This window comes from Pelagicoccus mobilis, assembly GCF_016595505.1.
Lineage (GTDB): Bacteria > Verrucomicrobiota > Verrucomicrobiia > Opitutales > Opitutaceae > Pelagicoccus > Pelagicoccus mobilis.
Window position 1 is genome coordinate 1 of the sequence record NZ_JAENIL010000011.1, and the last position, 14,538, is coordinate 14,538.

General features: G+C 55.6%; 11 protein-coding genes. 7 read left to right on the forward strand and 4 right to left on the reverse strand.

The genetic code is table 11. The features are described 5' to 3' along the window. The first annotated feature begins 59 nt into the window (after nucleotides 1-59). The 4 genes from JIN87_RS07170 (at nucleotide 60) to JIN87_RS07185 (ending at nucleotide 3,224) form a co-directional block, all read left to right on the forward strand. Nucleotides 60-671 carry a lytic transglycosylase gene (locus tag JIN87_RS07170; RefSeq protein ID WP_200354859.1) on the forward strand — a complete coding sequence of 204 codons (612 nt, stop codon included), beginning with the start codon at nucleotides 60-62 and terminating at the stop codon, nucleotides 669-671. An 18-nt stretch (nucleotides 672-689) separates the two neighbouring features. Further along, the gene (locus tag JIN87_RS07175; protein ID WP_200354860.1) at nucleotides 690-1,658 is read left to right on the forward strand and encodes a ParB/RepB/Spo0J family partition protein; all 969 of its coding nucleotides are present in this window, start codon (nucleotides 690-692) and stop codon (nucleotides 1,656-1,658) included. A gap of 142 nt (nucleotides 1,659-1,800) precedes the next feature. Beyond that, on the forward strand, nucleotides 1,801-2,241 hold the full coding sequence (gene secG / locus JIN87_RS07180) for a preprotein translocase subunit SecG (protein ID WP_200354861.1): 441 nt from the start codon (nucleotides 1,801-1,803) through the stop codon (nucleotides 2,239-2,241). Between the two features lie 47 nt (nucleotides 2,242-2,288). Further along, nucleotides 2,289-3,224 carry an outer membrane lipoprotein-sorting protein gene (locus tag JIN87_RS07185; protein WP_200354862.1) on the forward strand — a complete coding sequence of 312 codons (936 nt, stop codon included), beginning with the start codon at nucleotides 2,289-2,291 and terminating at the stop codon, nucleotides 3,222-3,224. 110 nt (nucleotides 3,225-3,334) lie between these two features. Here JIN87_RS07185 and JIN87_RS07190 read toward each other — a convergent pair whose 3' ends face one another. After that, nucleotides 3,335-3,547 (reverse strand): hypothetical protein, encoded by a 213-nt coding sequence (locus tag JIN87_RS07190; protein WP_200354863.1) that lies wholly within the window; start codon nucleotides 3,545-3,547, stop codon nucleotides 3,335-3,337. A gap of 155 nt (nucleotides 3,548-3,702) precedes the next feature. Here JIN87_RS07190 and JIN87_RS07195 point away from each other — a divergent pair, with 155 nt between their 5' ends. Together JIN87_RS07195 and JIN87_RS07200 are read left to right on the forward strand one after the other, a co-directional pair. Next, nucleotides 3,703-5,229, forward strand: a complete 1,527-nt coding sequence (locus tag JIN87_RS07195) for a sigma-54-dependent transcriptional regulator (protein ID WP_200354864.1) — start codon at nucleotides 3,703-3,705, stop codon at nucleotides 5,227-5,229. Nucleotides 5,230-5,378: 149 nt separating this feature from the next. Further along, on the forward strand, nucleotides 5,379-8,819 hold the full coding sequence (locus JIN87_RS07200; RefSeq protein ID WP_200354865.1) for an MFS transporter: 3,441 nt from the start codon (nucleotides 5,379-5,381) through the stop codon (nucleotides 8,817-8,819). On the opposite strand, the gene JIN87_RS07205 is transcribed toward JIN87_RS07200, so the two are convergent. Then, entirely contained in the window at nucleotides 8,809-9,933 is a 1,125-nt protein-coding gene (locus tag JIN87_RS07205) for an ABC transporter ATP-binding protein (protein ID WP_200354866.1), read from the reverse strand. The genes JIN87_RS07200 and JIN87_RS07205 overlap by 11 nt on opposite strands. Nucleotides 9,934-10,395: 462 nt before the next feature. On the opposite strand from JIN87_RS07205, the gene JIN87_RS07210 reads away from it, so the two are divergent. Further along, complete coding sequence (locus tag JIN87_RS07210) at nucleotides 10,396-11,055, forward strand: ribbon-helix-helix domain-containing protein (RefSeq protein WP_200354867.1); 660 nt, start codon at nucleotides 10,396-10,398, stop codon at nucleotides 11,053-11,055. 275 nt (nucleotides 11,056-11,330) lie between these two features. Here JIN87_RS07210 and JIN87_RS07215 read toward each other — a convergent pair whose 3' ends face one another. Both JIN87_RS07215 and JIN87_RS07220 read right to left on the reverse strand, forming a co-directional pair. After that, nucleotides 11,331-12,836: a hypothetical protein gene (locus JIN87_RS07215; RefSeq protein WP_200354868.1), complete on the reverse strand. Its 1,506-nt coding sequence runs from the start codon at nucleotides 12,834-12,836 to the stop codon at nucleotides 11,331-11,333. A 71-nt stretch (nucleotides 12,837-12,907) separates the two neighbouring features. Then, complete coding sequence (locus tag JIN87_RS07220) at nucleotides 12,908-14,416, reverse strand: TonB-dependent receptor (protein WP_200354869.1); 1,509 nt, start codon at nucleotides 14,414-14,416, stop codon at nucleotides 12,908-12,910. Nucleotides 14,417-14,538 lie beyond the last annotated feature (122 nt).

Sequence of the window (14,538 nt, forward strand, 5' to 3'; positions counted from 1 at the left end):
CACGCTCCCACTGCGTCTAAACTCTTGTTTTCGAAAACAGAATTACCCAGCTTACTATCATGATTCGCTTCTCAGGTTATGTCGTCACTCTCTTCTTCGCGCTTGTGGCATTCGTCGCATCGCTCAATGCCCAGTCTTCGAACCTTCAGTACCAGGTGGCCAACATGGTGGAGGACCAGCGTTTGATGATGGAGCAGATGAGAGGCTTGCTCGCGGAGATGGACGAGATGCGCCGCGAAAACGCTCGTCTACGTGCGTTGGTCGAGGATTTCGAATCCGATGCTCGCCGCCAATCCGGCAATTATGCAACCGTCGCTCAGGTGAACGAGTTGGTTCGCAAGACAGTCGCTTCGCTCGAGGCGCGAGACGAGGTGGTGCAAAAGGAAGTGACCGCGATGGTGAATCGCGAGTTGTCGAAGTTCGCCAAGGAGGTGCAGAAGTCGTTGGGCAGTATCACTGCGGCGCCGAAGATTGATAAGAATGTGAAGACGGTGTTCGACACGTCTGGGGTTCCCGAGAACGGAATCCCCTACACGGTCCAGCCGGGCGAGAGCATCTCGAGTATTGCCAAAAAGCTAAATTCCCGTCCGGATTGGATCCAAAACATCAACAAGATCTCCGACCCGCGTCTCCTCCAGGTCGGGCAAACGATTTTCGTTCCTCAAGAATAAGAACTTCATCCACACCACATGGCGAAAGCGAAACCCCGTTTGGGTAAAGGGCTAGCCGGCCTCATTTCCGGCAACACAGCAAAAAAGTCGGCCTCCCCAGCCGCGAAGAAAGCTGCTCCGGCGAAGAAGGCGGTTGCGAAAAAAGCGGCTGCGAAAGCGAAGCCGAGCGCTGAAGAGGCAGTGGGCAATCCTAGCTTCTTGGAACTCCCTGTTTCTAAGGTTCAGCCTAACCCGTTTCAGCCTCGACGCGAGTTCGAGGAAAGCCAGCTGCACGATTTGGCGGAGAGCATCCGCAGCGAGGGGCTGATCCAGCCGATCGTGGTCCGCGAGGTGGACGGGCGTTATCAGCTGATCGCTGGCGAGCGTCGTTGGCGCGCGTTTAAGCATCTCAAGCTAGGCAAGATTCCGGCCCGCATCATCAAGGCGGGCGATTCGTCGTCGGCTTCGATGGCCTTGATCGAGAACTTGCAGCGCGAGAACCTCAACCCGATCGAAGAGTCGATGGGTTTCGCGAGTCTGCTGCGGGACTTCGACCTGACTCAGGAGCAGGTGGCTGAACGCGTGGGCAAGGGGCGTGCGACGATTGCAAATTCGCTTCGCTTGCTGACGCTTCCGGAGGAAGTGCGCGGTTATCTTTCCACGGGTTTGCTCTCGACGGGGCACGCGAAGGTGTTGCTCGGTTTGGAAGCGAAGCCCGAGCAAACGCTCATCGCGCGCCGCATTATAGAAGAGGGGGTCAGTGTTCGCGGGACTGAGAGCTTGATCGACTCGATGAAGCGTTCCGGCAAGGGCAAGCAAAGCAGCGGGCGAGCTGTTTCGCCGGCGGAGGCGGCGGCCATCGAGGACATCGAGAAGCGGATGGTCACTTTTCTGAACGCGAAGGTAGCTCTCAAGCACGCTCCCAAGAAGGGGAAGATCGTGATCGAGTACACGGGTAACGACGACCTGCAACGGATCTTGGAGAAGATAGGGCTCGAAGAGGGGTAATGGTAGGGCGTGACCGCCGGGCACGCCAAACCGCAGGTTACGATCCGCTCAGTCCGCCCGGCGGTCGGACCCTACCTTTCGACTCGCTCGTTTCCGTCCTTGACAAGGCAAATTCCTTTTTCGACTGTCCTCGGCTCTAATTATGGATTTTCTCAACGGCTTTCTAACTGTAGTACTCGTCCTTCTGTCGCTTTTCATGATCCTTTTGGTCCTGATGCAGCGCGGCAACGCGAATGGCGGCCTTGGTGCTGCGATGGGTGGCGGCATGGCTGAATCGGCCTTGGGCGCGGAGACAACCAGCGTGCTCTCCAAGTGGACCCGTAACACCGCTATCGTTTTCTTCGTTCTGACTTTTGGCCTCTACTTGTCCAAGCTACGCCAGCACGAGCTTTCGAAGGCCGAAGCGGAAAGCGCCTTGCCCACAATCGAGTCAAGCGATCCGAACGCAGCTAGTGACGCGCTGCAACAGCTGATGAGCCAAGCGGAAGAAGTTGAGTCGGACGCGACTGAAGCTGCTGAGTCAGCGGAAGCGGCAGTTGAAGAAGCGGCTGAATCTGCCCCAGCTCCAGCTCCTGCCGAATAGGCGGTCGCGAACGGAAACAATTTCAAATGGCCGGGTCTACCCAATGCATGGGAAAACGCCCGGCCTTTTTTGTGTCTTCTTTTAGCCGAGTATTGCTTGTCGCCTCCGTTTTGGGATTGGGGTTGGCGACGCTTGAGGCGCAGCGGCGCCTGGGCGATAGTCCGCTCGATACGCTTGGGAAGAAGGTGAGTCAGGCTGAGGGGCTCGAGATTCTGAACGAGTTTCGTCGGCTTGGGATCGCGGGAGAATACCGGCTAGGCTTCAACTTGGAGGTTCGGCCGAGATCGGGCAAAAGCTGGCGTGTGCCGGGAGTGTTGATTGGGACCCAGTCCGAGTATGGCCCTTTGTCGCGAGTGGATATCGCGGTCGAGCCATCTGATGTGACGGACAAGGGCGAGCTGATCCCGGCGAAAGTGAAGCGTTTGCTTTTGCAAAATGGCTTGTTCGCGAATGCGGTTGAGTCGGATAGCTGGACCGAAGAGGGCAAGGAGGCGCGGCTGATAGAGCCGGAGCATTATCTGGATGGGGTGGTCGGAAGCGATTTCAGCGTCTTCGACTTGCTGATGCCTTTCACCTTTTGGCAGAATTCGGTGTACGAAGGGCGGACCACAAGGCGTGGGCGGCCAATGCATGTGTTTAGCCTGCATCCGCCGAAGGACTCAGGAAAGCTGGTCGAGCAAATCTCCAAAGTGCGTCTCTTTCTTGATGTAGAGTTCAAGTACATCGACCGGTTCGAGGTGTTCGATGCTGAGGAGACGCTGGTGAGGGCGGTTTGGGTGGACGCGTTTAAGCTCGTCGACGGGCAGGCGGTGCCGAGCTTGGTGCATGTGAAGAATATGGTTACCAAGGATAAGGCGTTGCTACGTATCAAAGATGCCTCGATTGGAATCGATGCGCCGGATTGGGTTTTTGAGATCGGGGGTATGGACCGTAGCGTGTACGGGACTCAAGTGGCTCAGCTGCAGAAGGTGGAGACTGAGTAAGCTCCGAGGTAGGGCTCGACGGCCCGGCGAGCCGCGGAGTTCTCAGAGGACTGACAGTACCTGCGTTGATCTTGCATACGGTCCGCCCGGCGGTCGGACCCTACCTCTGATCAATACAGAGCCTGTTCGACGATTTGTTGGAGTGTTTCGTTGATGGGGGTGAGGAAGCGGAAGGCGTGATCGATTTTTCGGTCGTTGTTGAGAACGCTCAGTTTCAAGGCTCCGGAAGCGAGAAAGGTTGTTCCGGCGATGCCGAAGCAGCTGAGGCAGATTTTGGTCAGGCGGAGCGAGGTTTGGCGATGGCTGCGTTTTAGTCTGTTCATGTCTGCTTATTCGCAGGGGCGGTGCCAACTGGGTAGTTGATTTGGTAAGGGGCAGATTAGCAATAGGTTAGGTTGAGTGGGATTTTTCAGGAGAGTGGGGCGGTTTCAGAGTTGGCAGTGATTGACGGATACTGCTGTACAAATAATGTACACGAATGCCTCAAAAGATATTTTCTCGGGATCAATGGCCGTTGGCTCAGAAGTTGGCGGCGATCGTTTACAGCAATCCTTTCGAGGATGAGCGTTGGGCGTTGGAGCGGGAGGTACTTGGCAAGGATTACCAAGAGCGTTCGCGTTATGTGGTTCCGGGAGAAGCTGAGGAACTCTTGGCTCCCAATCTGAAACGTCGTTTGGGGATGGCCTTGGAGTTGATGGAGGCGGCTCGCGCCCGTTTGGCGAAAGTGAACGAAGTGGTTGAGGCGGAGCGGATCGTGTACGAAAACCTGACTCATTTTTTGGTCTATCATGAGTTTATGGCGAGGTTCGATCAGCTGATTGAAGCTTCGCTATCTGGAAAACCGCTACCGGGAGGCGTGTCGTTTTATTATGAATACAGAGATCGGCAGCGGTACTTTTTCTCGGCTCATGCGGCGACTCGTTTTTCTCCGGAGCAGGAGAGTTTGTATTTCGCTCTCTATTTTCAACTGAGGCGGGCTTGGCTGAATATCTATCGCTACTTGGTAGGCGGGTCTGAGGCGATCTGCGCGTTGCGGGCTCGAATTTGGAATAGCTGCTTCACGCATGACATGCGGCGGTATCAAAGATCCCTATACAATCGAATGGGGGATAGCGTGACGTTGATTACGGGACCATCCGGGACGGGCAAGGAGTTGGTGGCCCGAGCGGTTGGGATGTCTCGCTTCGTGCCCTTTGATTTGAAGGCTGGGAAATTCGCGGTGGATTTTGGGGCGGCGTTTTACCCGCTGAATCTCTCGGCCCTCTCGCCGACATTGATCGAGTCTGAATTGTTCGGGCATCGGAAGGGCGCGTTTACCGGGGCTCTGCAAGATCGCGAGGGGTATCTGGAGGAGTGCGGGCAGTTTGGCACGGTGTTTCTGGATGAGATCGGCGAGACTGATGCGGCGATTCAGGTGAAGCTTTTGCGGGTTTTGCAAACGCGGCAGTTCCAGAGGTTGGGCGATACGAATTTGCGGCCTTTCGTTGGAAAGGTGATGGCGGCGACGAATCGCGATTTGCCGGAGGAGATAGCGGCGGGGACGTTTCGTGAAGACTTTTACTTCCGCTTGTGCGCGGACCGGATCCGGACGCCTTCTTTGCGAGAGGTTCTTTCAGGGAAAGGAAGGGAGCTGGAGCTGTTGGTGCAGCATATCTCCCAAAAGATCGCGGGGCCGGCGGATGGGGAGTTGTTGGCTGAGGAGGCGGTTGCCTGGATCGGAAAAAATCTGGGGCACGCCTATCGTTGGCCGGGAAATTTCAGGGAGCTCGAGCAGTGTGTACGAAACATCATGATACACGGAGGCTACGAGGCGGAGGATTTGGGGATGAGCCGGGGTGATGCGGAGCGCGTGCAAGAGGCTGCGGAGAGGGCGTTGACGGCGAACCAGATGCTCAGTCGCTATGCTCAGGAACTCTATCGGCGTTGTGGCAGCTACGAGGAGACAGCTCGGTTGATGCAGGTGGATCGGCGTACGGCCAAGCGTTACGTTGTGGGTGTAGATTAGGAAACTGAGGGGAGAAAATGTACGAAGTGGATGTACGGGAAATGCTCTCTGAGTTGTTTGATTGAACGTGTTGTTGTGTAAGTGACTGATATTCAGTAGCCCGCTCTTGATTGGTTATGCTTGGCGCGAGGTGAGCAAAGGGGAAAGGTATGAATGCAAACGTACCTCTTTCCTCCTCCTACCGATTGGTCGTTACTCAAGGACTGAACGCTTTCGGCGATCATGCGGCGAAAATAACCGCTTCCGCTTTGGTGGCGGCGACCTTTCCGGAGAAGCAAGCGGCGATCTGGGTGGGAGTGGTTTCCGCTCTCTACGTTTTGCCGTACATTTTCTTGGCTCCGATTGCGGGTCGTTTGACGAGTCGTTTCTCGAAGCTGTCTGTGGTGAAGGGAAGCTTGCTCTTGCAGACGGTGGCTATGGCGGGCTTGGCCTTTAGCGCTTGGTTGCACTCTTTTGTGGGGGTGATCGTTTCGCTGGGGATGGTTGCTTGCCAGTCGAGCTTCTTGGCTCCTTCGCGCAATGCGTTGCTCAAGGATTTGTGCGGGGTGCAAAGGATCGGGCAAATGATGGGATTGCTTGGGCTGGCAGGAGTGGGCGCGACTTTGGCAGGGTTGGCGATCGGAGGCTGGTCGTTTGATCGGGTCTGGGAGTTTGTGGGGTCTCCTTGGTTGGCTGCTAGTGTGCTGGGCGGAGTGTCCGCCTCAATTGCGGCGCTCGCGTTTGTAGTTACAAACGGGATACGTCGGGAGGAGGAGAGCGAACGCGAAGATGAAGTCGCCTTTGGGGCGATTTTGAGAGAGTTGGGCTCTCGTCCGGTATTGCGTTGGTCGTCGCTTGGACTTGCCTGGTTTTATGGCGTGGGCGCGATGCTGGTGATGATCTTGTTGCAAGACAGCCGCTTGGATCATGGGCAAAGCGTGGGATCGGCGAGCCAGGGGGGCTTGATGGCTGCGTTGCTTGGTTTGGGGGTCGCCTTGGGCAGTGGGGTAGCGGCCTTCGTGTGCCGAAAGCGTATCGAGGTGGGGCTTTCGTTTCTGGGCTCGATCCTGTTGGCGGTTTTGGTTCCGGCGACCGCCTTGCTGTGGAACGCAGGGGATTGGGCTGTGGCCGGTATCTTTCTGCTCGGTGTTTCGGGAGGCCTCTTTTCGGCTCCGTTGAACGCGTTGTTTGTTGCTTCGGCTCGAGATGAGGTTCGGGTTGGTTCGATTGCTGCCAATAACTTGGTGATCAATTTGGTTTCAGGCGTTTTCGTTTTGTTGGCGGCTGGGATGGGGTATTTGGAATGGCTGCCTCAGCTTCAGCTTTGGGTCGTGGCGGCGACGAGTTTTGTGGTGCTTGGGTTTATGCTTTGGCTGGTGCCGGAGAGTTTGGTTCGCCTGGCCTTGCTGGCGATCGCCAAGATCGTGTATCCAATGAAACTGCGTGGCATCGAAAATATGCCGAAAGACGGTGGTGTGCTGCTGGTGGCGAATCACGTGAGCTATGCGGATGCTGTTTTGCTTTGGGTGGCTTCACCGAGACCGGTTCGTTTCATTGGGACGGATGAGATGCTTCGTTATCCTTGGATGCGTTGGGCGTATCGGAAGTTCAACGTCATCCCGGTAGCGCCGAAGCGGGCGAAAGAGGCTATTTCGAAGACGGTCGCTTCTTTGAAGGAGGGGAACGTGGTTTGTGTGTTCCCTGAAGGCGCGTTGACCCGAACAGGTATGTTGATGCCTTTCAAGAAGGGGGCTGAGTTGATCAGCCGCATGTCCAAATGTCCCGTGTTGCCTGCCTATATCGATGGCATGTGGGGCTCGGTATTCAGCTTTTCTGACAAGCCGTTTCGCTACCGAGCGGGTATGCCGTTGCGTCGTCCTTTGACGATTTCTTTTGGAGAGAAAATCGACTGCGACCGTGTTTCCACGGAAACGATTCGAGGGTCGGTGATGGAGTTGAGCGAACGGTCGTTTAGCGCGCGGAGAGAATTGAACGCGTCTCTTGGCGGGATGGCGCTTCGGGCTTTGAAGCGAGCGTCGTTTTCGGAAACGTTGGTCGATCGTTCATTGGGCGGAAAGCGTATTCGCGGGTTCGAGCTTTTGGTGGCCGGGCTTGCCATGAGTCGTTTTTTAAAGTCAGGGACGAGCAAGGGGCGTGTTGGGATTTTGCTTCCTCCGGGCTTGCCTGGCTTTGCTGCCAATCTCGGGGCTATCTGGTCTGGGAAATCGAGCGTGAACCTGAACCCGACAGTGAGTTCTAGCGGTTTTTCCAGCATGTTGGCGAAGGCGGATGTCGACTTGGTTTTGAGTTCGAGAAAGCTGTTGTCTCGGTTTCCGGAGCTCGAGTTTTCGGAAGCTCGACTGGTCTGCGTCGAAGATATCGCTTCAATTTTTCGAGGGCCGAGGGTGTGGCGGGATGTATTGGCAAGCTGCGTCTTGCCAAGTCGGTTGCTGGCGAGCGTGTATTCGATTTCTGGGGCAGGCGGCGACCGCGAGGCGACCTTGCTTTTCTCGAGCGGGAGTTCGGCTGAACCCAAAGCGATCCCGATCTCGCACCGAAATCTCGTGGCGAACGCGACTCAGCTTTCGGAGTGCTATCTCATGCGTTCGACGGACGTATTGCTAGCGAACTTGCCTTTATTTCACAGTTTCGGACTGACTGGCGGTCTTTGGCTGCCGTTGTTGAAAGGGATGAGAATCGTGTCCGTAGCTTCTCCGTTGCAGGCGAAGCAGAATATAGAAGCGGTTAAGGATGAGTCGGTGAGCGTGATGTTGGGAACGCCAACCTTTCTTCGCTCTTATCTGAAACGAGCCACGGTCGAAGCGTTTGCGACTTTGAGGCTGGTGGTCGCGGGCGCGGAAAAACTGCCTGCTGCGATGGCGCGGGAGTGGGAATCCAAATTTGGACTACCGATTCTGGAGGGGTACGGGATGACTGAGTGCTCGCCGGTGATCGCGGCGAATTGTTTGCAAAGCCGTGAGCGGATCGGGCGGTACGCACTCAAGCAAGTGGGGGCGAAGGTAGGTAGCGTGGGGCGTCCGATGCCGGGAGTCGCGATTCGAATCGTTGACGAGATGGATACGTCGCTCCTGAAGCCCTCGGGTGAATCCGGTGTGATACTGGTGAAGGGGGCTAATGTGTTTCGCGGATACTTGGATTGCGTTCAGGAGAACCGTTTTGTGGAGGATCAGTGGTTGAACACTGGAGACATTGGGCGCCTGGATGAGGATGGGTTTCTTGTGATCGAGGGGCGTTTGTCTCGATTTTCCAAAATCGGAGGTGAAATGGTTTCGCACGCGAGCGTCGAAGCGGCGATCATTGAGGCGTATCCAGAGCTTTGCTCGAGAGAGGAGTGCGCGATCTTTGTTGGGGCTCGTCCTTGTCCAAAGAAGGGGGAGGCGCTGGTGCTGCTGACGACGTGCGCGAGCGAGCTTGGGGAGGTTGGAGCTCGCTTGAGAGAGGCTGGACTCCCGAACCTTTGGGTGCCTCAGCGGATTGTTGAAGTGGAGCGTCTGCCGGTTTTGGGTACAGGCAAACTCGATTTGAAGGCTTGCTCTTCGCTTTGTTCGACGTCGGAGCAACAGCCTTTGGCGAGCTGCGCTAGCGCGTGATGTTGAGCTCGGTTTCGGGATCGAAGAGGTGCGCTTTTTCGAGATCGAGCCAAACCGTGAGGGATTGGTTTATCTTGTTTGGAGTATCGCTGCTTACGCGTCCGATCAGGCTTTGTTGGCCGCTCGAGAGGTAGAGGATGGTTTCGTTGCCCATTGGTTCGGCGACGTCGATGCTGACTTCTGCGCTTTGTTCCTGGTCGAAGGTGTCCAGCTTTTGGGCGCTATGGATGTTTTCCGGGCGGATACCGAACACGATGCTTTTGCCGGCGTATCCAGAGGCCGACTCGGCGAGGCGATTGTTCAGCTTTACGCGCAGCGGAGAATCGTTGGCTTGGAAAAAGAGGGAGCCGTTGGTGTTTTCGATTTTGCCGTGTAGCAGGTTCATTGGCGGGCTGCCGATGAAGCTCGCGACGAACATGTTTGCTGGGTGGTTGTAGATTTCGAGCGGTTCGTCGACCTGCATGATGTCGCCTCCGTTCATCACGCAGATCCGGTCGCCCATGGTCATCGCTTCCACTTGGTCGTGGGTGACGTAGATCATGGTGGAGGCGAGGCGTGCGTGCAGTTTGGAGATTTCGGTGCGAGTGGATACGCGCATTTTGGCGTCCAAGTTCGAAAGCGGTTCGTCGAAGAGGAAGACTTTCGGCTTGCGAACGATGGCTCGGCCGACTGCGACGCGCTGGCGTTGTCCGCCGGATAGGGCAGCGGGTTTTCGTTGTAAGAGATCCTCGATACCTAGGATTTGCGCCGCTTCGTTTACCCGCTTTTCGATTTCCGCTTTCTTGTATTTCCGGAGCTTTAGGCCGAAAGCCATGTTTTCGTAGACGCTCATGTGTGGATACAGGGCGTAGTTTTGAAAGACCATAGCGATGTCACGATCCTTGGGCTGGACGTGGTTGATGACCTTATCGTCGATGGAGATTTCGCCATCCGTTATGTCCTCCAATCCGGCGATCATGCGCAGTGTAGTGGATTTTCCACATCCTGAAGGACCGACCAGTACCATGAATTCGCGGTCTTTGATTTCGAGGTCGATCTTGTTTACGGCGGTTACGTCTTCGCCTTTCCGGGTTGGGTAGACTTTGACGAGTTGGGCGAGATTGACTGTGGCCATGGCAAGTAAGGCTTGGTTGGGGATTAGGTGCGGGCTTCGCAGTGATTGGGGGTCGCGAACGAAGCGCTGTCAAACGCTTAGTATTTAGCGGACTAAGGTGGTGGATCGGGTCCGAATTGTTAAACGAAATGCGTGGCTTGAGGTTCTTACAAATGGATACGAGGTTGTCGTATCGAAGAATTTCGTACCTGTTTGGTTCATGAAATCGTGCATTTGTTTCTGGGGAGTATTGCCCACGTATCCGGTTTTATGATCTGGATACGCGATTTGCTCAAGTTGCTCTGAGCAATGCCGAAATTCTGAATACAGGCCGAAAATAGCGTAATTAATTGTAAAAACTGGCTGTACCCAAAAAATACTAACGCGTTTTAGTTTGAAAAACTAAGGTTTTTAGGTAAATGAACGCTACTTCAGGTTTAAAATTCCCACCGAATAAACCGTTAATCCTAACCATAATAAGTTATGGCCGCTAAAAAAGGCGTTGAGAGTTCACCTCTCACATTCGATCTGAAGGCAGACCTAATCGCTGTCCTCGATAAGTATCAAAAGCAGCTTGGCGTATCCAAGAGCGAAATTATTCGCCACGCGATCGCCGGCTTTGACTACGCTGGTTTTGCACCAGCATCTGAAGACCACCGTCAAATTTCGGTTCGTCTTCCTCTCGCTCAAAAGAAGAGCCTCGTGAAGCTTGCTAAGAGCAAGAAGGTAAGCATCGGCGAACTGCTCCGCGCAGCTCTCGAAAAGCTTCCTGCTGCTCCTAAGAACTCAGGCATCGAAAAGGCTGCTCCTAAGCCAAAGCCAGCTAAGAAGGCTGCCAAGAAAGCGGCCAAGAAGGCTGCCAAGAAGGCTCCTGCTAAGAAGGCTGCTAAGAAAGCTGCTAAGAAGGCTGCCAAGAAGGTAGTTAAGAAAGCGGCTAAGAAGGTTGCAAAGAAGGTAGCGGCTAAGAAGCCAGCTGCGAAGAAGGCACCTGCTAAGAAAGCGCCAGCTAAGAAGGCACCTGCTAAGAAAGCGCCAGCTAAGAAGGCTGCTGCTAAGAAGCCAGCTAAGAAGGCTGCCAAGAAAGTAGCTAAGAAGGCTGCTAAGAAGGTCGCTAAGAAGGCTGCAAAGAAAAAGAAGAAGTAATCGCTTCTACCATTTTCAATACACTAAAGCCGAGACGTTCGCGTCTCGGCTTTTTTTGGTTCATCCGCAAAAGCAGTGGAAGAAGCTTTGCGGTGGTATGTCTGGAATGGAGGTAGCGCCGGTGCTTCAGCCCGCGTCCTGCTGCTTTTACGCGGGCTAAAGCGCCGCGCTACGTTTTATGGATGAAGCCGAGGCGGGGTTGCTTCGGCTCTCTCCTATTGGCAATGACGACACTCGAGCGTAAGTGAAGACACATTGCCCACCTGATCTGGGGATCAAAGCGGGGCTTTGCGGGCGTGCTTGATCGCTTTTTTGAGGGTTTTGATGACCGTATCGAGAACTTTGATGCGGGCCCGCATTTTACAGTTGGCGGGGATAATCTTCCAAGGAGCGTAATCTGTATCGGTTTTTGCGATCATCTCGTTGATGGATTCCTCGTAGAGCTCCCACTTCTCGCGGTTGCGCCAGTCCTCGTCGGTGATCTTCCAGTTTTTTAGGGGATCGTTCTGGCGGGCTTCGAAGCGTTCGAGTTGCGTGTCCTTGTCGACGTGGAGCCAGAATTTGATGATGGAGGTGCCGAATTTGGCGAGGTGCTCTTCCATCTCGTTGATTTCGTGGAAAGCGTTTTGCCAGTCTTGGTTCGAGCAGAGCGATTCCACGCGTTCGACCAAGACGCGTCCGTACCAGGAGCGGTCGAAGATGGCGAACTTGCCGCGTGGCGGCATTTCTTTCCAGAAGCGCCAGAGGTAGTGGTGGGAAAATTCGATACGGGTGGGGGCGGCCACGGGGATGACATCGTAGCCGCGCGGGTCGATGCTTTGCACGAGGCGTTTGATGCAGCCGCCTTTGCCGGCGGCGTCCCATCCGCAGAAAACGAGCACGATGGGTAGCTGGTGAGTATGGATCTCGTGGGCGAGCTCGTGGATCTTTTCTTGCCGTACTTTGAGGGTCGCCTTGTAGAGCTGGCGATCCATGGGGACATCGAATTCTGTGTCGGCAAGGTAGTTATGCCCTTGATACGGGATCCACTCGTTTTCGCGTTTGGTTTGGGTCTGGGGGGCGTCTTCTTGCTGCTTTTTCTTCCCGATCGCGGTTTCGAGGTGGTCGATGATGCGGTTGTAGACTTCGATGAGGGCGCCTTTGAAGCTTTCGGTATCGATAGTGTGCCAGCGGGCGTACTCGCGATTGGTGTACTTCATGCCTTTTTCCGCGAGCTCGAGGTAGGACTTGTACTGGCGGTGTCGGCGCCAGTCCTTAGCTGTGACGCGCCAGGATGTCTTGGGATTTTCCTCTAGCTTTCGGAAGCGTCTGGCTTGGGTCTTTTTGGATACGTTGAGGAAGATTTTGATGATCTCGACTTCGCCGTCGTGGAGCTGTCGCTCGAAGTTGATGATGTCGTCCCAGTAGCCGGGGAGCTCTTCCTCGTGGATTTTGCCTTCGGCCCAAGCGTCGAGCACGAGGTAGTAGGGCCCTCGGTCGTAGAACTGGATTTTGCCGCGAGCGGGTGTGTTGTTCCAGAAGCGGTGCAGTAGCGGGTAGCGTCGGGGCTCCTTTTGGCCGGCGTGGGTGGAGTAGACTTTGAAGGAGCGGCTGTCGATTTCGAGCAGGACCTGGTTGAGCAGCTTGCCTTTGTTGGATGCGTCGAGTCCTTCGATGATGACCAGGGTGGGGATGCCGAGCCGGCCCGCTTCGCGTTGCACGACGCCTAGTTTTTGGGCGAGGGCTTTGAGGACGGACTTGGGGGAGCTAGGTGTGGTCGAGGGATCGGCGGCGTCTGGCATAGGGCAAAGGTAGTCGGCAACTTGATCTTGCCAAGTCGCTTGGGCTCAATGTGGAAAACTTGAGTCGAGCTCTAGGCTTTGTAGCCGTAGAGCTGATTCTCTTTGATGAGGTCGGCGGCGGCGGCGGGAATCATGGATTCCCAGATCGGATCGTTTTCGGCGATCGCGCTGAGAATGTCGCGCGAGAAGATGTTGAGCAGTTGCTCGTCGATGCCGCGGATGTGCTCGATGTATCCGTTTTCCAGTAGGTGGAGGTAGAGGTTGGTGAGCTGCGGCGTGACGCGGAGGTTGTTGCAGGTGATGAGCAGGTCGTCGGCGATGCCGCCGCTTTTTCCGGTGTAGTCGACGGGCGCTCCGACGGGCTCTCCTGCGGCTTCGGCCTTTTGGATTTCGAGGTAGCGGCGGTAGGCCTTTTGCTTCATCGGGTAGATGTAGAGGCGAACCGAGTTTTTGAGAAGGCGTCCGAAGGATTCGAGGATGCCGCCGGCGAGGTGGGAGTAGTACTTTTCGTTGAAGACTTCGAGCAGGGTGTTGATGCCCATGCAGACGCCGATCATCTCTTTCGTGTAGCGGCGGAAGTAGGAGGTGAGGCGGTAGAATTCGAAGTAGTTCGAGATGAGTACCCAGTTTCCGGTGGCGCCGAGCAGGTCGATGCGGGCGAGGTAGTCCTCGTAGTCGAGTTTTCCGGACGCGAGCAGGTTGTTCATGGTGATCTCGGCTAGGACGATGACGTCTTTGCCTTGCACGGAGGGCTCTTGGATGAACTGGGCTCCGGAGCACTTGAGCATGTCGATGTTGACCTGGGTGACGGGGCGGAAGCTGCCGCGTTCGACGAGGATGGCCTTTTTGTAAAGGGCTTCGGAGGGCTGGGTGATTTCGCCTTCGGGCGAGAAGAGCACGGCGTTGGTTAGGCCGCGGCGGACGAGGTGGAGGTTGGCGATGCGTTCGTCGACGCCGTCGAAGGCGGGGCCTTTGAAGTGGATGAGGTCGACTTCGATGCGTTCGTTTCCGACGTTGTCGACGAGCGACTCGATGAACTGCTCTACGTTTTCGTAGAGGTAGAAGGCGCCGTAGATGAGGTTGGTTCCGAGGATGCCGACGGCGTGTTGCTGCTGGACGTTTTCGGGATCCCACATGCGGCAGTGGAGGTAGATTTCGCTGGGCTCGCCGCCTGGGGTGGTCTGGAAGCGGATGCCCATCCAGCCGTGGGTGTCGTCTCCGCCTTGGTAGCTTTTCGCCTTCATGGTGTTGGCGTAGGCGAAGAAGGTTTTTTCGTCGCCGACCTCGTCCTTGAGGCGTTCTTCGAGCAGGGCGTACTCGTGCTCGATCATCTTGACGACGCGTTCCATGGATACGTAGCGTCCGACTTTGCCGTAGATGGAGTCGCTGAAGGTCATGTCGTAGGCCGACATGGTTTTGGCGATGGTTCCGGCGGCGCCTCCGGCCTGGAAGAAGTTACGGCAGGTTTCTTGTCCGGCTCCAATTTCGGCGAAGGTGCCGTATCTCATCGCGTCTAGGTTTACGGTGAGGGCTTTGCGGTTGGTGGTGAGGAATTCGCTTGGTTCCTGGTTGGTGTCCATGGTTCCTGATGGAAAGGTTGTTCGGGTCGAAGTTTTCGGGGTCCACGTTGTAGGTCCGCGGAGTGATAGGTCAAACTGGGATACGCGATTGGGGCGAATTCGTGGCGTTGACCGGCGTTGAC